Origin of the sequence: Tautonia sociabilis, assembly GCF_003977685.1 — a bacterium.
Lineage (GTDB): Bacteria > Planctomycetota > Planctomycetia > Isosphaerales > Isosphaeraceae > Tautonia > Tautonia sociabilis.
In genome coordinates, this window is the sequence record NZ_RYZH01000026.1 from 74,599 (window position 1) to 95,227 (window position 20,629).

Here is a 20,629-nt window from a genome sequence, read left to right on the forward strand (position 1 = left end):
CCCTCCGGGGCGACAGCCCCCGGCCGATTTTCCCCACAACCAGAAAACGCCCGAGGAGCCCGGCCCCTTAGCCTTCTGCCCGGTGCCGGAGCCGGTCGAGCGTCACGGCGGCGACGATGATGATGCCGATGATGATGTCCTGCGTCGGGTTCGGCAGCCCGGCGTGAACGCTGCCGTTGTTGAGCACCGACATGATCAGGACCCCGATCAGGGTGCCCAGCACCTTCCCCTCACCCCCGGCGAGGCTGCCGCCGCCAATGACCACCGCGGCGATGACCTGCAACTCCAGCCCCTCGGCCGTCGTCGGGTCGCCGGTGCCGCCGAGGTAGGTGAACTGCATCACCCCGGCCAGGCCCGCCAGCAGGCCGGCGATGCCGAAGACCGCCAGCTTGATCCCCGGCACGTTCAGGCCGCAGAGCCGGGCGGTCGCCTCGTTCGAGCCGACCGCGTAGGAGTGCCTCCCCAGCAGGCTGTACCGCAGCATCGTCGCGATCAGGACGCTCAGCACCAGCAGAATCCAGACCCCCGGCGCCAGGCGGCCCACCTCGCGCAGCACCTCTCCGATCGGCCCCGGCAGCCGGCCGAGCTGGCGGTCGAGCCCCTCGGGCAGCCCGGCGTCCGTCGCGAGCAGGCCTCGAAACCAGCCCGGCTTGCTCCCCTCGTCAATGTAAACCGACGTGCTCCCGGCCGACCACTTCGCCAGGCCCCGGAACACCTTCATCGTGCCCAGGGTGACGATGAACGGCACCACCCCCAATCGGGTGATCAGCCCCCCGTTGAGCAGGCCGCAGAGCCCTCCCAGCACCACCCCCAGCGCCATCGCCGCCGGCAAGGGCACCGCCGGCACCGAGACCGGGCCGCCGATCAGCCTCCGGAGCAGGTCCCCCCCCAGGGCCGACGGCAGGTTCGACGGATCGAGCTCGAAGCCGTTGGCCAGGCACGCGACCGCCACCGTCACCAGCGCCACCATCGAGCCGACCGACAGGTCGATGCCGCCGACGATCATGATCAGGGTCATGCCCAGGGCCGCCGTGCCCACGATCACCGACTGCACGGCGATCGTCCGCCAGTTGTAGGCGGTCATGAACGCGCCGGAGTCGCTCGTCAGCCAGGCAAACAGCAGGACGATCAGCACCAGACCAACGAACGGCCCGAGCACCGTCCACGCCCACCCCAACGTCCCCCGCACCCGCATCGCCGCGCCCTGGCCGCCGGCCGTGCCGGCCGCCGTCGCCTTCGCCTGCCCCTCGGTCGCCACCTGCACCCTCCCCGGTCGAGCCCCTCGCCCCTCCCCGATCGGTTTCGCCCCATCCTAGCCGAGCCCCGCCCGGCCCGCTATTGCCCCGCCCGACCGCGTCCCCCGAACGGGGCGCCCAGTCTGGCACCGCCGGCTCCCACGCCCCCGAGGGGTGACGAGGTAGGGCAGGAGATCGAAATCATGGATGGAAGGCAAGATCGTCAGAGGTAAAGGGAAGTATCTCCGGCAAAAGCGGTCGGTCCAGGCGATGGTTGTGCAGGATGAAGGGGGTTATCCTGCACGAACCGGCTGGCCAAAAAGCTGGCTCGAACCAGCCGCTTGCAAACGCGCGATTGGGTGGATCACCTGGCGGATTAGGTATCCGCGATGGCATGGCCACAACCTACAGCTTCTGGCCATAGCGAATAATCCTGCAACTACATACTTACTCCTGTGCGCGACCCTGCCGCACATACAAGAATACTACCGCAAATAACATCCTATGTTGACAGGTGAACTTCTGAGCGAGGGGAAGACGTTTCGCAACCATCCCAAGCCTGGCGGGGGCCAGTACGACGATTCTGCCCCCACCTGGCCTGGCCGAGGTGGTCCCGCTCAGCCAATCCCGCCCATCATCCCGCCCGTACCTTCCTTGAAGCCCACGAACGACACCTTCCCGTCCCTCGTGACGCGATAGATCTCGAAGTAGGAGTCGAAGACGGCTGAGGGGCCGCCCCATTGGTTGACCACCTTCGGCGTGATGCACACGGTGACGAGCCAGCCGTCTCGGCCCTCATCGACGCTGACAAGCTCGCCCCTCCAGCTGACAATCTTGGACCATCGAACCGCATTCGCTCGGAAGGCGGGCACCTGGTTGTGATATGCGAAGCGAGCGTGCCTCTGCTCTGGGATGACGTTGACCTTCTCCAGCAGGCTTGCAAACTTCTCATAGATCGGCTCCTCCTCCTCGCGGAGTTCCGAGGAGAGGCCGTAGCTGGTCGTGCCGCTGTAGGCCGTCCCTGCGAAGGTCGGGAACGGGCTGGCCTTGCCTGTCTGCATTGCCTGCAAGGCGGCACCGGCCGCAGGGGTGGGAATCTCCTGGGCCAGGACGCCAAGGGGTAGCACTGCCGCCATGAGCGATGCGAGGGCCGCAGTCATCGCCAACCTCCTTGAAGGTCCGCTGGCGTGCCATCTGGTCCAGGGGGGCCTGTGTTCCGGAACGCTCGCCTAACAACCAGACGGCAAGAGTCGACACGACAGGTGGTGGAACGGATCTGGGCGGGCGGACGGGGGTGCGGGAGTGTCTCGGGTATCGACCGTTCACGGAAAAGGAGGCAGGTCGATAGCGTTACGTCGTAATTCGTCGCACCCACCTTGTGATGCTCGACGTAGAACGGGCCAATCTCGGGACCTTCGCGGTCGTTGCCGCAGTCATCGGAGTAGACGACCCTCAACCTCTGGGTGTAACTCGCAAACGGGGTGGCGGGGTCGATCGGCAAAGGCGGAATAATAAAAAATTAGGATCTCCAGAAAATCAGAGTTGTCGAGTACAAAGCCTGTTGTCGAGTACAAAGCCTGTTGTCGAGCACAAAGCCTGTTGTCGAGCACAAAGCCTGTTGTCGAGCACAAAGCCTGTTGTCGAGCACAAAGCCTGTTGTCGAGTACAAAGCCTGTTGTCGAGCACAAAGCCTGTTGTCGAGCACAAAGCCTGTTGTCGAGCACAAAGCCTGTTGTCCATGTTGCGGTCTTCGATGAGTCGATGGCCGCGGCCGATACGTTAGAACCGGCGGCCTTCTTCCGCCATCTCGCGAATCGTCATTCCCCCAAGCGATCGGCCCTTGCCGAATTCCAGCAGCTTCCTGACGGTCTCCTCGACATCGGCCTTCTCGACCGGCGGCGGCACGAGCATGGCCACAGGGCGGCCGTGCTTTGTGATCGTAATGCGCTCGCCGCGCGCGACTCGCTCCAGGAGCTGGGGAAGCTGTGTCTTGGCTTCGAGGGAGCCGACGGTCGCCAGAGAGCCTCCTTGTTCAACCCGTTGATTCAACCAGTCTGCCACAACCCAACGCGCCAGGGAACCTCAACAATCCTTCCTTCCTTGCGGGCGTGCCCTCCCCTCCAAGGTACGCCTGGCTGGCAGAACGAACGCCCGATGCCAGCCCCTCGCGAGGGGTCTGGCATCGGGCGTCGGTCGGTCGTCGGATCGGCAAGGCAAGGGGAGGGGATCAATACTCGCGGTCGCGGAGCCGGCCGGGTTGGGGCTGGGGGTAGATGCCGGCGGCGGCCATCTGCAGCGGGGCGGGGGAGTCGTAGGTGAACGAGTCGACCTCGGGGGCGAACTCGTGCTCGTGGTTGAGCATCTCGTCGAAGGTGACGAGGCGGCCGGTGTGGGCGGCCATGCGGCCCATGGCGGTGACGAGGGAGGCCTCGGCGCCCCGCTTGACCTCGTTATAGGGCCGGTCCTCTCGGATGGCGGCGATCAGGTGGTCCCACTCGAGCTGATAGGGGTTCGGCTCGGGCTGGGGGTAGGCCCAGAGGGGCTCGCCCTGGTCGATCTTCTGGTTCGGGTAGATCCGGCACTTGGCCGGGGTGTGCATGCTGGTCGAGATGACCGCGGCGCCGTCGGTGCCGTGGGCGTAGCTGGCGAACTCCTGGCGGCAGCGGGGGACGTTGCGGGTGTAGACGAACAGCTTGGTGCCGTCGGCGAAGGTGTACTCGATCGAGTAGTGGTCGAAGTTCTGGTCGACCTTGTCCTCGCGGTAGAGCCGGCCGCCGTTGGCCTGGGCCTCGACCGGCCAGGCGTCCTTCATCCAGCAGCTCTCGTCGATGTTGTGGATCATGTAGTCCATGATCACGCCGCCGCTGGCCCACATGAAGCCGTGGAAGTTGCGGATCTGGTACATCAGCTCGCTCATGTCGGAGTCGTTCGGCCCGATCAGGCCGCCGCCGCCGACCTGGCGGTAGGAGCGCAGGGTGAGGATCTCACCGATGGCGCCGTCCTTGATCCGCTTGAGCAGCTCCTGGCGGGCGTCGCAGTGCCGGCACATCAGGCCGACGCCGACCTTCAGGTTCTTCTCCTTGGCCTTCTCCCCCAGCTCGATCATCCGGCGGGTGGTCGGGCCGTCGACGGTGACGGGCTTCTCCATGAAGGTGTTGACGCCCTTCTCGATGGCATAGGTGAACATCGGCCATCGGAAGGCGGGAGGAGTGGTGAAGATGACCACGTCGCCGGGGTCGAGGCAGTCGATCGCCTTCTGGTAGGCATCGAAGCCGAGGAACTTGCGCTCCTCGGGCACGTCCATCTGGCTGGAGAACTTCTCCTGGAGGTAGTTGAAGCTGTTGGAGAGCTTGTCCTCGAAGACGTCGGCCATGGCGACGAGCTTGATCGGCCCGTTGTCGACCGACAGGGCATTCTCCGCGGCCCCGGTGCCCCGGCCGCCGCAGCCGACCAGCGCCACCTTGATCGTGTTCTGCTCTCCCGCGTGCACCGGAGGCACGTACACGCCCGCCAGGGCCGAGGCGGCCGAGGCGGCCCCGGTGTGCCTCAGGAACGACCGACGCGAGGGGTTCGGGTTGGATTCGGTCATCGGGGGGATTCCTCTCCGATTGGGAAGCCTGCCGGGATCCGAGGCGCCGGCGCGGCCCGGAGCGGGGCGGGCCGCCGTCGTCGGTCGGAACGAGGAAGGAAGCGACGAGAGCCCGGGGCCGGGACCCCTCCCGGCCCGCCCTTCCCGCCTGCGATCGGCAGCGAGCGAGCGGCTCCTCGCCCATGCTAACGCGCGCCGATCGGTGCCGAAACCAAGAAGCCCCCGCCCCGGGGCCGAGCGGGGCCGAGGCGGATCGGGGCCGTCCGTTCCTCGGCTTCAGGAAGGCCCCGTCTGGTCGAGGGAGGGGATCGCTCCCGGGACGCGAGGGCCGGCACATCCGGCATGCACCTCGTCGCGAGCACATCCGCGACAAGCCCTCCGGTCGCCCTGACGACGGGAGGAGAATCGCCCGAAGGGCCCCGGCCGGGTGCTAGTCTTCGGCTGACAAGGGCCCCCATCGCCCTGGAGACGCACATCCGTCCCGGCCTGCCCCTTCGAGATCGCGAAGGCGAGGAACGCGTGCCCGCCCGCCCCCGACGGCCAGCCCGCCGCCCCCCGACTGGGGACCGCCATCGGCCGGCCTCCCTCCGGGCCGCCCGGATCGGCTGGGGGGTCCTGCTGGCGGCCTCGACGATCAAGGCGGCCGTGGCTCCGGAGTCGCACTCGGTCTTCCCGGAATACTGGAAGGCCTCCCGGGAGTGGTTCTCGGGGGAGCCGATCGGCGCCCTGATGACCAGGCAGTACCTGCCCTACTTCACCGACCTGATCGCCCCGATCGCGGCGCTGCCGCTGCGGTGGAGCGGGGCGGTGTGGGCGATCCTGTCGATCGGGGCGGTGGCGGCCGCCTTGCGGGCGATGCTCGACGAGGTGTTCCCCGCCCTGCCGGCCCGGGCCCGGGCCGGGATCTGGCTGATCGTGCCGATGATCGGGTTGCAGGGGTACGCCAACGGCCAATCCAACCCGATGATCCTCGCCGGCCTGATGGGGGCGACCGTGGCCTCCCGGAGGGGGCACCGGACCGGGGCCGCGCTCTTGCTGGCGGCCTCGTCGTTCAAGATCTACCCGATCGCCTTCGGCCTGGTGCTGTCGGCGCTCGACCCGAAGCGGCTCGCCCCCCGGTTCGCGGCGGCCCTGCTCGGGTTCATGGCCCTGCCGTTGCTGCTGCACCCGGCCTCGGGCTCCTGGGCCCGGCTGGAGGCGATCGCCTCCTACGCGAGCAGCGGAGAGCACCTGGAGGCGTTCCGCGGCACGTTGATCGGCCTCCGAGAGTTCCTCGACGTCTGCGGCGTCTCCCTTTCCTCGAGGCAATACCTGGCGATCCAGGCGGGATCGGGGGGGGTGCTCTGCCTGGCGCTCTGGCGGGCCAGGAGCGGAGGGGAGGGGGATCGGGAGCTGCTGCTCCGGGCGTTCGTGCTGACCTCGCTCTGGTTCGCCGTCTTCTCCCCCTCGGTCGAGCCGCCGACGCTCGTGCTGGGAGGCGTGGCGCTGGCCTGGTGCGCGGTGGACTCCTGGCGAGCGGGGGGCCGGTTCGGCCGGGCCGTCACGATCGCCGCGGTGATCCTCGCCGGCCCGGTGCAGACCTCGATGTTCGGCCCCCTGGGGGACCGCCTCAGCCTCGGCGGCACCCTGGCCTCCCCGGCGCTGCTGCTGGTCTGGGCCCGGGAACTGGGGAGGGCCCGATCTCGGGCCGAGGAGGCCCGGGAGGCCGGGACCGGGACCGGGACCGGTCTCGGCGGCGGCCCGACCCCGGCCCGGAGGAGAGGGGATCGGGCGGCGGCAGCGGCGACAGCGGAGGCCATCGAAGGGAGGCCGCGCCGGACGGTCAGCGGCCCTCGGCGTCCGAGCCCCCCGCTTCGTCCCGCTCCCGGGCCGGGCTCGGGTCCATGAGCGCCCGGGCCCCCTCGATCACCCGGTCCCACTGGAAGGCCGGGCCGGGGTCGACCTTGTTCGTCTGCACGTGGTAGTGGCCCAGGAGGCCCCGGTACGACTCCCAGTCCTCTCGGGACAGGGTGTCGGTGATGAGGTTCCCGGAGGCGTCCCGGGGGTAGTCGCACTCCAGCTTGGGGAAGATGGTGCAGAGCGAGGCCGTCAGCCTGGTCAGCGAGTCGTACTGCTCCGGGGTCAGGTCGTACTGGACCAGCTCCATGCCCCGGACGGTCCCGACGACCGGCTCGGGGCGATCGGGGAGGAAGCTGGCGTCGAGGTTCCGGACGCCGGCCGCCTCGGCCCCGCCGGGAATGGTCAGTCGGGTGACGCCGTCGGGCCCCTTCTCGTACCAGCGGTCGAGCGCCTCGGCTCGGCCGGGGGGGTAGGCGCCCATGTTGGCGATCTCGATGCCGATCGAGCGCCGGTTGGCGATCGTCGCGTGATAGGCCGCTTCCTTCAGGTCCATCGTCTGGTAGATCGTGCCGTCCACGTCGAGCATGAAGTGGACGCTCAGGCCCCGGAGGTCGTGCAGCACCTTGAAGCAGGTCCGGCTCGTGCCGGCCACGTCGTAGTGGATCACGAACTGATCGACCACCTGCTGGAGCAGCGGCAGGCTCCAGCCGCCTCCCCGGACTTGCTCGACCTGATCGGGAGTCAGCCGGTCTCCCCTCAGGCCGAACCGGACGGGGGAGCGCAGGCCCGCCGCCTCCGACTCCCGCCAGCCGGCCTGGTCCAGGGGCACGAACCGGCGCTCGACGCGGTAGGCGTCGTAGCCTCCCGGGTCGGTCCAGAGCACCACCGGGGCGGTCGTGTGGAAGAGTTGGCCGCAGACGATGATTTCGTCCCCCGTCCGCTCCAGGGGGGTGCCGGGCCGGATCGGGGTCGGGGGAGGAGCCGAGTCCTGACCCCGGGCCGTCGCGACCGGGACCAGGGCCAGGGCGAGGATCGAGAGCAGTCCGGATCGGGGGAAGAGGGCGAGGATCGCCCCCGGGCGTCGAGAAGACCAGCAGGGGATGCGCATCGGGGTCGGGTCCGGGGCAGGGGGAGGGAATCGGTCGCGCCTGGGAGGGGAGGGGCGGAGGCCCCCGAGCCGGGAAGGCCGGCCGGCCGCCCCTCGACCTCGTATGGTAGCACGACCCGGGGGGCTCCCGCCCCCCCGGCCCTCGGCTCCCTCGGCTCGACGGGTCAGCCCTCCCGGGATTCTCCCGTCTCTCGCAAGACCTCGTCGATCGTCGCCAGCCCCCGGGCCAGGTCCCCCCGAAGCGGCTCCGAGGCGATGGCGACGTGAGCCGCCTCGATCAACTGCCGGACGGTGATCAGGGCCGCTCGCAGGCGATCCGCGTCGTCGCCGAGCAGGGCGGCCTGGTTCATGGCCTGGAAGGCGGCGTTGCGCTGGTCGTGGACCTCTCGCTCGGCCCGGACGATCCGGTTGACCAGCTCGGCGGCCGCCACGTTCAGCGCGGCGATGACCTCCTGCGTCCGCTGGTGGGACTTCGGCTCGACGGGGACATCATCGGTGCCTTCGGGCGGCTTCATCGCGTCGACCCTCCTCCACTCATCATCATCGTTGGTTGTCGAACCCCCGAGCGTCCGGCCCCGACGCCGAGCCCTCACAAAGACTCGGCCGAATGGAGGAAGGTCCCCCGGGGCCATTGCCCGGCCCCGGGGAGTCTCGACCGTGACCAATCCGCCCGATTGCGCCCGCCCGAGACGCCCTCGCGCCCCGACGTCAAAGGACGACGCCCCTTACACGAGACATAGGGCGCCGATGGCTCGGAATCCAGCCGACCGGCACCGCTCTTCTCAAGTGCGGCGACGGGCCGCGGAACCCGCGGCGCTCCGGGACTGACGCAACTCTCGCGCCCGGGGCTCGCCGACAGCCCCCAAAAGGCCCGTTCCCGGGCGTTTTCGGCCCTGGTCGGAAGAGACGACGCTGGCCGCTCTCCCCCTCGAGAACGGCCCGGACGCCCCGGCCCGGACGCGGCCTGTCCCGGGGCCCCGGGAACACCGGGCCAGGCCTGCCGCCTCGATCACGTCCCGAGGCCCGGGGCCGGGCCTCATCGACCAGCCCCGGGTTTCCTGCCCGGGGCGTGGGCATCGTGCCCTCGAAACCGATGGCGACGCCCCTCCGGGCCTCGATCGGCGGCCTCACCGGCCCGGCCGGGTCCGGCGCTCGATCGGCCCCGACGTCCCGCCCGTGGTGTCCCCCCTCCCTCCCGATCCCGAGCCCCGGCGGCCTCGCCCCCCGGGACCCGATCCCCCGGCCGACCTCCCGGAATCCAGCGATCCCCAGCCTCCAGAACCGAGCGCGACTTGGGGAGGGGAAGCGGGCCGAGGGAGGATCGGGATCGGCTCGACGTTCGACGTTCGACGTTCGACGTTCGACGTTCGACGTTCGACGTTCGACGTTCGACGTTCGACGACAGACGCCGGGCGCCGGACGACGAGCCGGCCTCCCTCACCGGATCGGCACCTCGTAGCGGATGAAGCCGAGCAGGTCCCCCTCCTCGACGCCATGGCACTCGGCGCAGCGGGGATGGACCGCCGGCACCACCGTGGCGGCAAGCAGGCGGCGGCCCTCCCCCTCGCCGACCACCTCGTCGAGGTAGGTCTCTCCCCTCCGCATCGCCTCGGCCGCCCGGCGCTCGAAGTCCGTCTTCGGGTCATTGTCCACCCCGAGCGGGGCCATCGAGGCGTCAACCAGCCGGGCCGAGTGGAAGCCCCCCTCGTCCATCGCCTTGAACACGTCCTTGGCCACCATGATCGCCGGCTGGCCCCGGCGGTACGTGTCGGTGACGGAAACCACCGCCGTCTTGTACAGCGTGTCGAGCATCCGCACCTCCCGCCGGGCCCGCTCGACCGCCGGATCGCCCTCGGCCTCCCCCCCCTCCCGGGCCTCCCGGGCCGGCCCCCCGGCCATCGCCGCCGACAGGACCGCCGGGACCAGCAGGCCGACGAAGCAAAGCAAGACCCTCGATCGCACGCGTCGCGTCGTCATCGGAGATCGCTCCCGAACCTGGTACGGTAGGATGATCGGATCGCTCTCCGATCGCCTCCCCATCCCGCGGGCGATCGGCGCGCCTCCCAAATCGGACGAACGAGTCCGATTTGGCCCTACTCTACGACCGCCTATAATGGATTTCAAGGTCCGAAATTCCCGACGGCCCTGGAGGCGAGCCCCGCCGATGTTCTCTCAGACGGTCGAGTATGCCCTGAGGGCGGTGGCCCACCTGGCCGATCGGGCTCCGGAGGCGAGGACGACCGAGCAGATCGCCCTGGTGACGAAGGTGCCGGCGCCGTACCTGTCGAAGGTGCTGCAGGGGCTGAAGCGGGCGGGGATCGTCCGCTCGCAGCGGGGGATCGGCGGCGGCATCGCGCTGGAGAAGCGGCCCGAGGAGCTGACGATCCTCGAGGTGGTCAACGCCGTCGACCCGATCCGACGCATCCGGACCTGTCCGCTCGGCCTGGCGGCGCACGGCCGGCACCTTTGCCCGCTGCACCGCCGCCTCGACGATGCGTTGGCCGGGGTCGAGGACGCCTTCGCTCGCACCACGCTCGCCGAGATCCTCGCCGAGCCCAGCCCCAGCGTCCCCCTCTGCGACGTCCCCGCCGGCCCCTCCCCGGAGGATGACGGCGGCGGCGAGGAGCCGGCCCGACGCCGGTCCGGCTGAGGGCCCCTCCTCCCGGGCGAAGGACCGACGCCGGGAGACTGGGGATCAGCCGCCGAGTCGAGGCCCCGGGAAGGGGGGTTCGAGCCCGATCGCGGTCCCCTCGGGGAATTCAGTGACGTCGTGGTAGCCGAGAAGCTCGACCGCTCCCGGGTGGTCGCGGTTCAGGCGGCGGAGGTGCCCCAGGCTCTCGCGGCGGAGGGCATCGTCGTCGGCCCGCAAGGCGGCGAGGGCCGAGACGGGGTGCTCGTCGGTCGAGAGCTCGATGCGCAGGTAGTAGGCGTCGCCGACGTGGAGGGTCCAGCGTCCCTCCCGGCCGACCGCCACGCCGCAATGCCCGATCGTGTGCCCGGGGAGCGGCACCAGGAGCACCTCGGACCCGGATTGGAGCGCAACCGGGCGGGCCTCCAGGCCGAACCAGGATCGGGAAGACGGTCCGTGGGTCTTCCAGACCGGGCCGTGCTCGAAGTGGCTCGAGACGTATCGCGGGTGACCGGCCCCCAGCCGGGAGTGTTCCTCCTCCGAGAGGTGCACGGTCGCCCGGGGGAAGTCGGCCAGCCCTCCGGTGTGGTCCGGATCGGCGTGGGAGAGCACGATGTCCGCCACGTCGTCGGGCCGGAACCCCAGCCGCTCCACCTGCCGGGCCGCCGTCAGCCGCTCGTCGAACTGGAACCCGGCCAGGTCGATCAGCTCCCGGCCGAGCCGATCGAGCGGCCGGGCGACGTCGAGCAGCCCGATCCCCGAGTCGACCAGCGAGAGCACGCCCCCCTCCTCGAGCAGCAGGCAGTGGCACGAGGCGGCCGGGTTCGGCGGGGCGTGGAGCACGCCGCAGTTGAGGTGATACACCGTCAGAGCCATGCGCTTCCCCTCCCCGGGCCGATCCGACCTCGGCCAGCTCCCCGGACGATCAGTCCGGGGCGTCGGCCGTCGCCGGCCCGCCGCCCTGAGCGATCGGGCGAGGCACGTCGAAGCGAAGCTCGGCGAACGCCTCGCCCAGGGGGGCGACCGACCGCAGCCGGAGCGGCGGATTCGAGATCATCCTCGGCAGCAGCGGGGCCCCTCCTCCCAGGGTCACCGGAGCGACCTGGACGATCAGCTCGTCGAGCAGGCCCTGGTCGAAGAACTGGCCCGCCAGATCGCCGCCGCCGGCGATCCAGACGTTCTTCCCCGACGCCTCCGCCACCATCTCCCGGTGCACCGGCCGGACATCCCCCCGGACGAACCGCAGGTCGGCGCCGGGGATCGCGGGGAGGGACCGGGACGAGAAGATCCAGGTCGGCAGCTCGTACGGCCAGGCCCCCGGGTGTTCGGAATCGGGCCGGATCTCGTGGCGGAGCAGCCATTCGTAGGTGTGCGATCCCATCGCGATCGCGCCAACCTCCCGGATAAACGCCGGAAACCCGGCCTCCTCGGCCGGCCCGAACTGGAACAGCCAGTCGAGCGAGTGCCCCGGGCCGGCGATGAAGCCATCCAGGCTGGACGCCGTGTAATATTGCGTTGCCATGGCAGGTCAGTCGTCCCCGGTCGGCCATCCGTTCGTCGGCTGGAGCGGATCCCACAGGGTGCCGTCCAGGTCTCGGAAGACGGCGACCGTCCCGGAGGGCATCCGGCGGGGAGGCCGCTCGAAGACCACGCCCCGGTCGCGGTCGGCGGCATCGTCGCGCCCGAAGTCCTCCGTAGAGCGGAACAGGAAGACCCGCCCGCCGGTTTGGTTGCCGATGCGGGCCGCCTGCTCCTGGTCCGAGGCTCGGGCGAGCAGAATCCCATCTTACCGGAAGCCGGGAGGACGCACCACGACCCATTGCGTGACCTGCTCCGGGATCGCCGTATCCTCGACGAGGTCGAAGCCGAGGACGCCAACGGAGGAGCCGATCGCCTCGTCGGAATCCCTCACCACGACGGAGACCAGCCCGAGGGCCTGCCTCATCGTCGGCCTCCTCCGCCTCGAACCTCGACCCTGGGCGTCCTCCCGACTGGTTACGCGAGGTTCAACTGCCAGGAGACGCCGAAGCGGTCCGTCAGCCAGCCGAACCGAGCGCTGAAGCCGTAATTGCCCAGGGGCATCAGCACGTTTCCGCCCTCCGCCAGGCGGCCGAAGGCCGCGTCCAGCTCGGCCTGGCTCTCACACTCGACGAACAGCGAGACCGACGGGGTGAAGCCGAAGGCGTGCTCGATGGGACTGTCGATGCAGAGGAACTCCCGCCCGGCCAGCGTGAACGCCGCCATCTTGACGGTCCCCTCCTTGCCCTGCTCACCGGGGCCGTAGCGCTCGATCGATTGGATCGCCGAGCCGCCGAAGAGGGACGTGTAGAACGTCATCGCCTCCTCGGCGGCCCCGGTGAACATGAGGTGGGTCTTCACCGAACGGGCCATCCGAGACTCCTCGAACACGGGGTGGAGATGAGAGCGACGAGCCGGGGCGGGGGCGATCCCGCCCGTCGCCCCGGCCGATCCAGAGGACGCGATCACTCGCAGGGGGCCTCGGCCATCGCGGCGGCCATCCGCTCCCTCAACTGCTCGGGAGCGACATCCTCCAGATGCTCGGCGATCGACCAGTGGTGGCCGAAGGGGTCGACGAGCTTGCCGTAGCGGTCTCCCCAGAACATGTCCTGCAAGGGCATGGCCACGGTCGCCCCCGCCTCGACGGCCCGGGCGAAGGCGGCGTCGGCGTCGGTCACGTACAGGTGGATCGTCACCGGGGAACGGCCGCCGGAGGGGCCGACCGAGCCGTAATCGGGGAACTCGTCCGCCAGGAAGAGGTGGGAGTCGCCGATCCGCAGCTCCGCGTGGCCGATCTTCACCACACCCCCCTCCGCCGGCAAGGGCATGCGCGAGCGTTCCTCGGCGCCGAAGGCCCGCTTGTAGAACTCGATGGCCTCGGAGGCCCCGGCGACGACCAGATGCGGGGTGATCGTGTGAAATCCGGCGGGGATCGGGTGGCTCATGGACTTGCTCCCGTTAAAAGAGGATCTGAAATCGGAACGTGACAACGCGATCGAGGTGAGCATCATGGTCGAGGGCCGAGGCGCCCCGACGGCCGGGAGCCTCGGAGGTCGGCCGGCCTACCCGCCGGCGATGGCGCCGACGATCAGCAGGGGCTCCTCCCCAACGGCGACCGGGAGGGGCAGGGGGGTGTCGGGAGGGTCGAGGGAGAGGTCCCGCTCGCAGGCGAAGAACCGCAGGAACGGCCGGCGACGCCGGGTGTCCCGGTCCCGGACGGTTCCCCGGAGCGCCGGGTGCTCGGCCTCCAGGGCGTCGAGGACCGCCCCGAGCGTCGCCGGGCCGTCGACCCGGAGCGCCACCTCGCCGGAGACGCCGGCGAGGTTCCGCAGGTGGAACGGCAGGGCGACCCGGATCATGGCAGCGTCTGGACCTCCACCGAGAGCACCGCGGGCAGGTCTCGGACGATCGGGGCCCAGCGGTCCCCCGAGTCATTCGAGGCGTAGACCTGGCCTCCGGTCGTGCCGAAGTAGACGCCGCAGGGATCGAGGCGGTCGACGGCCATCGCGTCCCGCAGCACGTTGACGTAGCAGTCGCGCTGGGGCAGGCCCTCGGCCAGCGGCTCCCACGCTCCCCCTCCGGTGCGGCTCCGATAGACGCGCAGCTTCCCCTCGGGCGGGTAGTGCTGCGAGTCGCTGGTGATAGGGACGACGTAGACCGTCTCCGGCTCGTGGGCGTGGACCTCGATCGGGAAGCCGAAGTCGCTGGGCAGGTCGCCGCTAACCTCCCGCCACGACTCCCCGGCGTCGTCGCTGCGCATCACGTCCCAGTGCTTCTGCATGAACAGCACCTTCGGCCGGGACGGGTGCATCGCGATCCGGTGGACGCAGTGGCCGACCTCGGCGTCGGGGTCGGGGATGTACTCCGACCGCAGGCCTCGGTTGATCGGCCGCCACGACTCCCCGCCGTCGTCGGTGCGGAAGGCGCCGGCGGCCGAGATGGCGACGACGATCCGGGCCGGGTCGTTCGGGTCGAGGAGGATCGTGTGCAGGCACATCCCCCCGGCCCCCGGCTGCCACCGCGGGCCCGTTCCGTGCTGGCGCAGGCCGGGCAGTTCCCGCCAGGATCGGCCGCCGTCGTCGGTGCGGAAGATCGAGGCGTCCTCGACCCCCGCGTAGACGACCTCCGGGTTGTCGGGCGAGGGTTCCAGGTGCCAGACCCGCTTGAACGCCCAGGGGCGCTGCGAGCCGTCGTACCACTGGTGGGTCCCCGGCTCCCCCTCGTACGAGAAGTCGTTGCCGACGGCCTCCCAGGTCCGGCCGCCGTCTTCCGAGCGCTGGATCACCTGGCCGAACCAGCCGCTCGACTGCGAGGCGTACAGCCGGTTCGGGTCGGCCGGCGAGCCCGTCACGTGGTAGATCTCCCAGCCGCCGAAGTGCGGCCCGCTGACCTCCCACCGCTCCCGCCGGCCGTCCGACGAGAGAATGAACGCTCCCTTGCGCGTGCCGACGAGCACTCGAACGCTGCTCATGCTCCCTCCTCCCTTCGACCCCCGAGGGGTATCGATCAGGCCCGAGGCCCGACGATCACGTCAGGCCCCCTCCACCAGCCCGGCCCGGATCCGATCCTCGGCGGCCCGGATCGCGCCCGAGGGGTCGGCCGCCGAGAAGTCCTCCGGCCCGAAGACCGGGCGCAGCTCGATCTCCACCTCCGGCCCGCCCGGCGACGGGTTCGGGCAGCGCCGGGCCCAGTCGATCGCCTCGTCCATCGACTCCACCCGCCAGAGCCAGAAGCCGGCGATCAGCGCGTTGGTCTCGGTAAACGGGCCGCTGACCACCCGTCGGCCCTCGTCCGAGAACCGGACGCGGACGCCCTTCGAGCTGGGATGCAAGCCCTCTCCCGCGATCAGGACGCCGGCCTTCGCCAGGTCCTCGTTGTACCGCGTCATCGCCTCCAGCAGCGTCTCGTCGGGCATCTCGCCCGCCTCGGACGACTCGGTCGCCTTGACCAGGGCCATCACCTTCATCGTCAGCGTCCCCCCTCGGCCTCGACCCGGTCCGATCCCGGTTCCGGATCACTCGCCGGCCCCCCGTTGGGCCAGGGACCCCTCCCCGAGCTCGAACAGGCCGGGCAGTTCCGTGACGGGCCGGATCTCGACGGTCCCCACCCGGGCGGCGGGGATCCGGCCGGCGATGGCGATGGCCTCGTCCCGGTCCCTCGCCTCGACGAGGAAGAAGCCGCCGAGCTGCTCCCTCGTCTCGGCGAACGGCCCGTCGGTCACCAACGGCTTGCCCTCCCGCACCCGGACGCTCGTCGCCGAGGCCACCGGCTCCAGCGGAGAGGAGCCGAGATACTGGCCCTTCTCCCGGAGTTCCTGGCCGAGCCGCATCGACTCCTCGTAGCAGTGCTCGCGCGCCTCGTCGGTCCAGGCGCCTTCCTCGCTATAAATAAGCAGCATGTATTTCATCGATCGCTCGTCCTCAACTTGAAGGGCCGGGGCGGTCGGCCGGGCTCGACGCCCCGGCGGGGTACGCTCGGGTCTGGGTCAGGCCATCATCCTCAGGGCTCGGTACGGGAGGCGGCGCCCGGACGGGGGGTCAGGCGATCCGCCGGTAGCGCATCGTCAGCAACGGGTCCCAGGAGCCTTCCCCGGTGCGGTGGTGCGACGTCATGACCCGCTCGTCCTCCGAGAGAATCGTGATGACATCCCGGTATCGGGATGTCCCCGTCCCGTCGAGGCTGGGGCCCTCGTTGTCCAGGCAGAGGACCCGGCCGGCAGCGTCGAGTTCGCCGCCGGAGATCCACAGGTGAGTCATCGCCGAGGCGACGAACGTGCCGACGTACCGGCCCGCTCTCGCGTCGAAGCCGAGCGTCATGATCGTCTCCGAAGGGCCGGCGCCCGGCATCTCCCCGATCCCCTCGGCAACAACCCACAGGCCGCCGACCGACCGCACGACCTCGACCCCCGTCGCGATCATCGGCGGCTCGCCGGGGACCATCCGGCCTTCAGACGAAACGGACCACGAGCCGACCAGCCGGTCGAGCCAGCGGTGCCGCTCCGACGGCTCTTCCCGCATGAAACCATCCTTGAATCTGCGGCCATCCGACCGGAGCGGCCCCGAGGCCTCGCGTCCGCCCCGGTCGTCGACCGGCAGGACCGCGAACGACCCCAGCCCAATTCCGGGGTGCAATGACAGAAGCTGGATCGCATGGTTCAGGTCCCGGGCCTCGACCACCCGGAGCCCGTCGAGTTCTCCTCCCCCCTCTCCGGGGGCCCCGACCCCCACCTCGAGCCGGCCGTCGAGGCGCCTCAGTGCGACGGCGTCCCGGCGATGGCGCAGCGACACCCCGGCAAGCAACCGGCCGCTCCGGCGCAGCTCGTCGTCGAAGGCGGCGGCTCCCTCCTCCAGGGCGGCTCGGCTCGCCCCGAGCCTCGCGTCCCGGCCTGGCTCCTCCCTGTATCCGAGGACGGCGAAGCGCATCAGCCCAGCCCCTCCGGCTCCGATGCCCGATCCCAATCCCGATCTCCTCCCCGAGGTCGATCGGCCGACCTCGAAATCGACACCCGCCCCGGGAAAAATCCCCGAGGCCCACCCTCTCCCGCCCCGTCTCGGCGACAACTCCTTGGTCCATCAGCCCTTCGATCGCCAGGCCGTGGCAGGGGGGATGGTCTCATTCCTGAGCCTCTCGCTGGGGGACGGCGTTGACCCGCTCGATCGAGCGGCCCTGACGTTCGCCTTGGCCTCACTCCCTGTTCTCTTCCCTCTTCCCTCTTCCCTCTTCCCTCTTCCCTCTTCCCTCTTCCCTCTTCCCTCTTCCCTCTTCCCTCTTCCCTCTTGCTCTCAAGCAACGACCCCTTCCGTCCCTGTCCGAACGGCCAACCTCGAGTCGAGGTCAGCAGAATGCAACCATCCCCAGGGAGTGCCGCCCCACTCCGCCCCGCCCCACTCCGCTCCGCCCCGCTCAGCCCAGCTCCCGGAGCCGGCGTTCCAGGAATCGGCGTTCCGGGCCCTGCCGGGCGAGTTCGAGGGCCGATCGGTAGGCCGCTCGGGCCTCGTCCGCCCTGCCCAGGCGCCGGCAGAGGTCGGCTCGGGCGGCGTGCGCCAGGTGGTAGCCCAGCAGCTCCCCCCGATCGAAGATGCCGTCGATCAGCTTCAGGCCCGCCTCGGGGCCGTCCCGCATCGCCACCGCCACCGCCCGATTCAGCTCGACCACCGGCGACGGCTGGATCCGGGCCAGCTCCCCGTACAAGGCGGTGATCCTCCCCCAGTCGGTCGCCGACGGCCCGGGCGCCTCGGCGTGGACCGCCGCGATCGCCGCCTGCAACGCGTACGGCCCTCCCCTCCCCGAGGCGAACGCCCGGGCGACCAGCCCCCTCCCCTCGGCGATCAGCCCCCGATCCCAGAGCGAGCGGTCCTGGTCCTCCAGCAGGACCAGGTCGCCGCCCTCCGAAACCCGAGCCTCCCGCCGAGACTCCTGCAGCAGCATCAGGGCCAGCAGCCCCATCGCCTCCGGGTCGGGCAGCAGCTCGACGACCAGGCGGCCCAGCCGGATCGCCTCCTCCGAGAGGTCCGGCCGCGTCAGGGCCTCCCCCGAGCTGGCCGCGTACCCCTCGCTGAAGACGAGGTAGACGACCGCCAGCACCGACTCGAGCCGCCCCGGCAGCTCGTCCCGGGCGGGCACCTCGTACGGGATCCGGGCCTCCCGGATCTTCGCCTTGCCTCTCACAATCCGCTGGGCGATCGCCGCCGGCGCCGCCAGGAAGGCGGCCGCGACCTCCTCGGTGGTCAGGCCGCAAACCTCTCGCAGGGTCAGGGCCACCTGCGACGCCCTCGGCAGGGCCGGGTGGCAGCAGGTGAAAATCAGCCGGAGCCGGTCGTCCCCCAGCTCGTCCGCCTCGGCGGACGCTCCCCGGTCGCGATCGAGCCGGGCGGCCAGCGCGCCGAGCGAGGCGTCGAACCGAGCCTGCCGGCGCAGGGCGTCGATCGCCTTGTTCCGGCCCACCGACACCAGCCACGCCCTCGGACTGGCCGGCACCCCCTCGGCCGGCCACCGCTCCAGCGCCGCGGCGAACGCCTCGTGCATCGCCTCCTCGGCCAGGTCAAAGTCCCCCAGCAGGCGGACCAGGGCCGCGAAGACCCGCCTCGAGTCCGAGCGATAGACCTCCCCCACCTCGTCCCGCACCACATCCCCGACGAGCTCTCCCATGGCTGACGGTCTCCGAGGCCGCCCGATCGGATCGGGGAGCACGATCCCCGCCGCCCCGGATACTATACAAGATTACACAAGAAGGCGAGGCCAATTTTCCCGAGGGCCATCCCCGACCACCTCGGGGGACATCCCCGAGGATGGCCCCGGACCCGGCCCCGGGGAGGATCCCGGGGGGTGATGGCCAGCCCCCCCTTGCGCGGGGAACGCACAACAGAATGCACATACACCGATTCCGTATCGGTCGGCATCCGCCTCGATGCCCCTGTCCGAGGAACTCCCAAATGCGGCCGCACCCGGCCGATCGCACTCGCTTCGCCCTGGTCGGATGGCTCGCGATCGCCTCGGGAGCCCCCGGCCGGCCGGCCCAGCCGGTTGCAAATCCGGATCGGCGCCCCGTACCATCGAGGGATGGCCGCTGATCCGCCAGCCCCGCCCTCTCCGGTCTTTCCAATCGCAGCGAGCCCAAGCCATGCGCATCGTCCGAGCGATCGCCGCTGCCTCGGCCCTGTCGAGCGTGATCGTCCTCGCCCCCCCCACGAGTCGGGCCGACGACGACCGGCAGGAGGGCTGGATCACCCTCTTCGGCGACGGCACCGGCCTGGAGGCGTTCCAGGAACCCCACGGCGCCTGGCGGATCGTCGGCTCCTCGTCGCTCAACCCCGACGACCCCCGCCACCTCTCCTCCGAGGACGGCACCGGCGTCATGATCAACGACCCTCCCGGCCGCACGACCAACCTGCTGACAACCCGGGAGTTCGGCGACGTCGAGATCGAGATCGAGTACATGCTGCCGGAGGGCTCCAACGCCGGCGTCAAGTTCCTCGGCCTCTACGAGATCCAGATGTTCGACAGCTACGGCAAGCCGATCGACGCCACCGGCAACGGCGGCGTCTACCCCCGCGCCGAACTCTTGCCACGCTACCACCACATCGACGAGGGCTTCCCGCCGCTGGTCAACGCCTCGAAGCCCCCCGGCGAATGGCAGACCCTCCGCGCCGTCTTCCGCGCCCCCCGGTTCGACGACTCGGGCAAGAAAGTCGCCCACGCCCGGCTCGACCGCGCCGAACTCAACGGCCGGCTCATCCACGAAGACCTGGAGATCCCCTATCCCACCGGCCACGCCTGGCGGACCCGGGCCGAGCTCCCCCGGGGGCCCCTGATGCTCCAGGCCGACCACGGCCCGGTCGCCTTCCGGGTCGTCCGCGCCCGGCCGCTCGATGACTGAAGCCCAGACCGGCCCCCGGACGATTCCCCCGACGACCGCGCCCCCCGAGCCAGCGAGGCCCCCCATGGAGCGCTACGCCCTTCGGATCCTCCAGCCGGGCATCCCCGCCCCCCCCGGCCTGCGTGCCCTGGTCATCCGAGAGGACCCCGACCGCGACGACCCCTCCGCGCTGTCCCACCAGACGCTCGCGGTCCTCGCCATCCAGCCCCAGGTCGTCCACCACTACAGCAGCGATGTGCCAAGACCCGTCCACCCCGACCCGCTCCTCATGGAGCGCCTCGGCTGGCACTACCGCCACCAGGAGAGCCGACTCTCCCCCATCTGCCTCACCGCCGACGGCCGCCTCGCCCCCCTCGACCCCGACGACCCCTCCTGGCTCCTCCTCGAACCCGGTACCCCCGACGACCGCGTCGAGCTCCTCGCCCGACGCCTCAAGGACGAGGAACTCCTGCGCCGGACCCTGGAGCACAGCATCGAAGACCGCGACCAGGGGAACGTCGAGTCGGATTGACCCCCGATCCACTCCCCCGACAGCGACGAGCGTGCCGGGGCGATTGTCCCCGGCTACTCCCAGAATTCCCGGATCACGTCCTTCCCCAGGCTCCGGCCGGAGTCCGGCCAGGGCCAAGCGACGAGGAATGAGCGTCGGAAGCTCAGCGCGCGAAGACGCCCCGCATCACGGGGGTGATGCGGGGCGTCTTCGGGAAGGGGACCCGGCGATGACCGACGTTCGCGCCGAAGCACTATCATGGGCCCCGCGAGCTTAACGGCCGTGTTCGGGATGGGAACGGGTGTGACCTCGCGGGTCTGGTCGCCGGGAAGGCGTCCGTCCCGC

General features: G+C 70.5%; 21 protein-coding genes, 1 rRNA gene and 1 pseudogene. 4 read left to right on the top strand and 19 right to left on the bottom strand.

Going from position 1 to position 20,629, the window contains the following annotated elements; all coding sequences use genetic code 11:
- Positions 1-67 precede the first annotated feature (67 nt).
- The 4 genes from TsocGM_RS14220 to TsocGM_RS14235 form a co-directional block, all read right to left on the bottom strand.
- On the bottom strand, positions 68-1,258 hold the full coding sequence (locus TsocGM_RS14220) for an ABC transporter permease (RefSeq protein ID WP_233578880.1): 1,191 nt from the start codon (positions 1,256-1,258) through the stop codon (positions 68-70).
- Between the two features lie 594 nt (positions 1,259-1,852).
- Entirely contained in the window at positions 1,853-2,371 is a 519-nt protein-coding gene (locus TsocGM_RS14225) for a hypothetical protein (RefSeq protein ID WP_126726132.1), read from the bottom strand.
- 643 nt (positions 2,372-3,014) lie between these two features.
- Positions 3,015-3,296, bottom strand: coding sequence for a type II toxin-antitoxin system Phd/YefM family antitoxin (locus TsocGM_RS14230; RefSeq protein WP_233578882.1), 282 nt, complete (start codon positions 3,294-3,296; stop codon positions 3,015-3,017).
- Positions 3,297-3,462: 166 nt separating this feature from the next.
- Positions 3,463-4,824 (bottom strand): Gfo/Idh/MocA family protein, encoded by a 1,362-nt coding sequence (locus TsocGM_RS14235; protein WP_126726133.1) that lies wholly within the window; start codon positions 4,822-4,824, stop codon positions 3,463-3,465.
- A gap of 519 nt (positions 4,825-5,343) precedes the next feature.
- Between TsocGM_RS14235 and TsocGM_RS14240 the strand changes: the two genes are divergently transcribed.
- Complete coding sequence (locus TsocGM_RS14240; RefSeq protein WP_126726134.1) at positions 5,344-6,711, top strand: glycosyltransferase family 87 protein; 1,368 nt, start codon at positions 5,344-5,346, stop codon at positions 6,709-6,711.
- On the opposite strand, the gene TsocGM_RS14245 is transcribed toward TsocGM_RS14240, so the two are convergent.
- The 3 genes from TsocGM_RS14245 to TsocGM_RS26065 all read right to left on the bottom strand — a co-directional run bounded on the left by TsocGM_RS14245 (position 6,647) and on the right by TsocGM_RS26065 (position 9,748).
- Positions 6,647-7,771 carry a peptidoglycan recognition protein family protein gene (locus TsocGM_RS14245; RefSeq protein ID WP_126726135.1) on the bottom strand — a complete coding sequence of 375 codons (1,125 nt, stop codon included), beginning with the start codon at positions 7,769-7,771 and terminating at the stop codon, positions 6,647-6,649. The two genes, TsocGM_RS14240 and TsocGM_RS14245, sit on opposite strands and share 65 nt — an antisense overlap.
- A 164-nt stretch (positions 7,772-7,935) precedes the next feature.
- Positions 7,936-8,286 carry a hypothetical protein gene (locus tag TsocGM_RS14250; protein ID WP_126726136.1) on the bottom strand — a complete coding sequence of 117 codons (351 nt, stop codon included), beginning with the start codon at positions 8,284-8,286 and terminating at the stop codon, positions 7,936-7,938.
- Between the two features lie 922 nt (positions 8,287-9,208).
- The gene (locus TsocGM_RS26065) at positions 9,209-9,748 is read right to left on the bottom strand and encodes a hypothetical protein (RefSeq protein WP_158633565.1); all 540 of its coding nucleotides are present in this window, start codon (positions 9,746-9,748) and stop codon (positions 9,209-9,211) included.
- 187 nt (positions 9,749-9,935) lie between these two features.
- Here TsocGM_RS26065 and TsocGM_RS14265 point away from each other — a divergent pair, with 187 nt between their 5' ends.
- On the top strand, positions 9,936-10,421 hold the full coding sequence (locus TsocGM_RS14265; protein ID WP_126726138.1) for an RrF2 family transcriptional regulator: 486 nt from the start codon (positions 9,936-9,938) through the stop codon (positions 10,419-10,421).
- A 45-nt stretch (positions 10,422-10,466) separates the two neighbouring features.
- On the opposite strand, the gene TsocGM_RS14270 is transcribed toward TsocGM_RS14265, so the two are convergent.
- The 11 genes and pseudogenes from TsocGM_RS14270 to TsocGM_RS14320 form a co-directional block, all read right to left on the bottom strand.
- Entirely contained in the window at positions 10,467-11,276 is an 810-nt protein-coding gene (locus TsocGM_RS14270; protein WP_126726139.1) for an MBL fold metallo-hydrolase, read from the bottom strand.
- A 49-nt stretch (positions 11,277-11,325) separates the two neighbouring features.
- On the bottom strand, positions 11,326-11,922 hold the full coding sequence (locus TsocGM_RS14275) for a dihydrofolate reductase family protein (RefSeq protein ID WP_126726140.1): 597 nt from the start codon (positions 11,920-11,922) through the stop codon (positions 11,326-11,328).
- 6 nt (positions 11,923-11,928) lie between these two features.
- Positions 11,929-12,345: pseudogene (locus tag TsocGM_RS27935) on the bottom strand (VOC family protein).
- 50 nt (positions 12,346-12,395) lie between these two features.
- Positions 12,396-12,791 (bottom strand): VOC family protein, encoded by a 396-nt coding sequence (locus TsocGM_RS14285; protein WP_126726141.1) that lies wholly within the window; start codon positions 12,789-12,791, stop codon positions 12,396-12,398.
- Positions 12,792-12,883: 92 nt separating this feature from the next.
- Positions 12,884-13,363: a VOC family protein gene (locus TsocGM_RS14290; RefSeq protein WP_126726142.1), complete on the bottom strand. Its 480-nt coding sequence runs from the start codon at positions 13,361-13,363 to the stop codon at positions 12,884-12,886.
- Between the two features lie 117 nt (positions 13,364-13,480).
- Positions 13,481-13,777, bottom strand: coding sequence for a ubiquitin family protein (locus tag TsocGM_RS14295; RefSeq protein WP_126726143.1), 297 nt, complete (start codon positions 13,775-13,777; stop codon positions 13,481-13,483).
- The gene (locus TsocGM_RS14300) at positions 13,774-14,889 is read right to left on the bottom strand and encodes a WD40/YVTN/BNR-like repeat-containing protein (RefSeq protein WP_126726144.1); all 1,116 of its coding nucleotides are present in this window, start codon (positions 14,887-14,889) and stop codon (positions 13,774-13,776) included. Before TsocGM_RS14300 ends, TsocGM_RS14295 begins: the two co-directional genes overlap by 4 nt.
- Positions 14,890-14,949: 60 nt before the next feature.
- Complete coding sequence (locus tag TsocGM_RS14305) at positions 14,950-15,384, bottom strand: YciI family protein (protein WP_126726145.1); 435 nt, start codon at positions 15,382-15,384, stop codon at positions 14,950-14,952.
- Positions 15,385-15,432: 48 nt separating this feature from the next.
- Entirely contained in the window at positions 15,433-15,825 is a 393-nt protein-coding gene (locus tag TsocGM_RS14310) for a YciI family protein (RefSeq protein ID WP_126726146.1), read from the bottom strand.
- 130 nt (positions 15,826-15,955) lie between these two features.
- Positions 15,956-16,840 (bottom strand): DUF1579 domain-containing protein, encoded by an 885-nt coding sequence (locus tag TsocGM_RS14315; RefSeq protein WP_126726147.1) that lies wholly within the window; start codon positions 16,838-16,840, stop codon positions 15,956-15,958.
- A gap of 481 nt (positions 16,841-17,321) precedes the next feature.
- On the bottom strand, positions 17,322-18,542 hold the full coding sequence (locus TsocGM_RS14320; protein ID WP_391732513.1) for an RNA polymerase sigma factor: 1,221 nt from the start codon (positions 18,540-18,542) through the stop codon (positions 17,322-17,324).
- Positions 18,543-19,038: 496 nt separating this feature from the next.
- Between TsocGM_RS14320 and TsocGM_RS14325 the strand changes: the two genes are divergently transcribed.
- Positions 19,039-19,794 (top strand): 3-keto-disaccharide hydrolase, encoded by a 756-nt coding sequence (locus TsocGM_RS14325; RefSeq protein WP_158633566.1) that lies wholly within the window; start codon positions 19,039-19,041, stop codon positions 19,792-19,794.
- Positions 19,795-19,858: 64 nt separating this feature from the next.
- Entirely contained in the window at positions 19,859-20,305 is a 447-nt protein-coding gene (locus TsocGM_RS14330; RefSeq protein ID WP_126726150.1) for a hypothetical protein, read from the top strand.
- 200 nt (positions 20,306-20,505) lie between these two features.
- On the opposite strand, the gene rrf is transcribed toward TsocGM_RS14330, so the two are convergent.
- A 5S ribosomal RNA gene (gene rrf / locus TsocGM_RS14335) occupies positions 20,506-20,613 on the bottom strand.
- Positions 20,614-20,629 lie beyond the last annotated feature (16 nt).

Coding starts and splice junctions, on each gene's coding strand:
- TsocGM_RS14225 (WP_126726132.1), bottom strand. CDS start 2,371: ATGGCGGCAGTGCTACCCCTTGGCGTCCTGGCCCAGGAGATTCCCACC.
- TsocGM_RS14235 (WP_126726133.1), bottom strand. CDS start 4,824: ATGACCGAATCCAACCCGAACCCCTCGCGTCGGTCGTTCCTGAGGCAC.
- TsocGM_RS14245 (WP_126726135.1), bottom strand. CDS start 7,771: ATGCGCATCCCCTGCTGGTCTTCTCGACGCCCGGGGGCGATCCTCGCC.
- TsocGM_RS14250 (WP_126726136.1), bottom strand. CDS start 8,286: ATGAAGCCGCCCGAAGGCACCGATGATGTCCCCGTCGAGCCGAAGTCC.
- TsocGM_RS26065 (WP_158633565.1), bottom strand. CDS start 9,748: ATGACGACGCGACGCGTGCGATCGAGGGTCTTGCTTTGCTTCGTCGGC.
- TsocGM_RS14265 (WP_126726138.1), top strand. CDS start 9,936: ATGTTCTCTCAGACGGTCGAGTATGCCCTGAGGGCGGTGGCCCACCTG.
- TsocGM_RS14270 (WP_126726139.1), bottom strand. CDS start 11,276: ATGGCTCTGACGGTGTATCACCTCAACTGCGGCGTGCTCCACGCCCCG.
- TsocGM_RS14275 (WP_126726140.1), bottom strand. CDS start 11,922: ATGGCAACGCAATATTACACGGCGTCCAGCCTGGATGGCTTCATCGCC.
- TsocGM_RS14285 (WP_126726141.1), bottom strand. CDS start 12,791: ATGGCCCGTTCGGTGAAGACCCACCTCATGTTCACCGGGGCCGCCGAG.
- TsocGM_RS14290 (WP_126726142.1), bottom strand. CDS start 13,363: ATGAGCCACCCGATCCCCGCCGGATTTCACACGATCACCCCGCATCTG.
- TsocGM_RS14295 (WP_126726143.1), bottom strand. CDS start 13,777: ATGATCCGGGTCGCCCTGCCGTTCCACCTGCGGAACCTCGCCGGCGTC.
- TsocGM_RS14300 (WP_126726144.1), bottom strand. CDS start 14,889: ATGAGCAGCGTTCGAGTGCTCGTCGGCACGCGCAAGGGAGCGTTCATT.
- TsocGM_RS14305 (WP_126726145.1), bottom strand. CDS start 15,384: ATGAAGGTGATGGCCCTGGTCAAGGCGACCGAGTCGTCCGAGGCGGGC.
- TsocGM_RS14310 (WP_126726146.1), bottom strand. CDS start 15,825: ATGAAATACATGCTGCTTATTTATAGCGAGGAAGGCGCCTGGACCGAC.
- TsocGM_RS14315 (WP_126726147.1), bottom strand. CDS start 16,840: ATGCGCTTCGCCGTCCTCGGATACAGGGAGGAGCCAGGCCGGGACGCG.
- TsocGM_RS14325 (WP_158633566.1), top strand. CDS start 19,039: ATGCGCATCGTCCGAGCGATCGCCGCTGCCTCGGCCCTGTCGAGCGTG.
- TsocGM_RS14330 (WP_126726150.1), top strand. CDS start 19,859: ATGGAGCGCTACGCCCTTCGGATCCTCCAGCCGGGCATCCCCGCCCCC.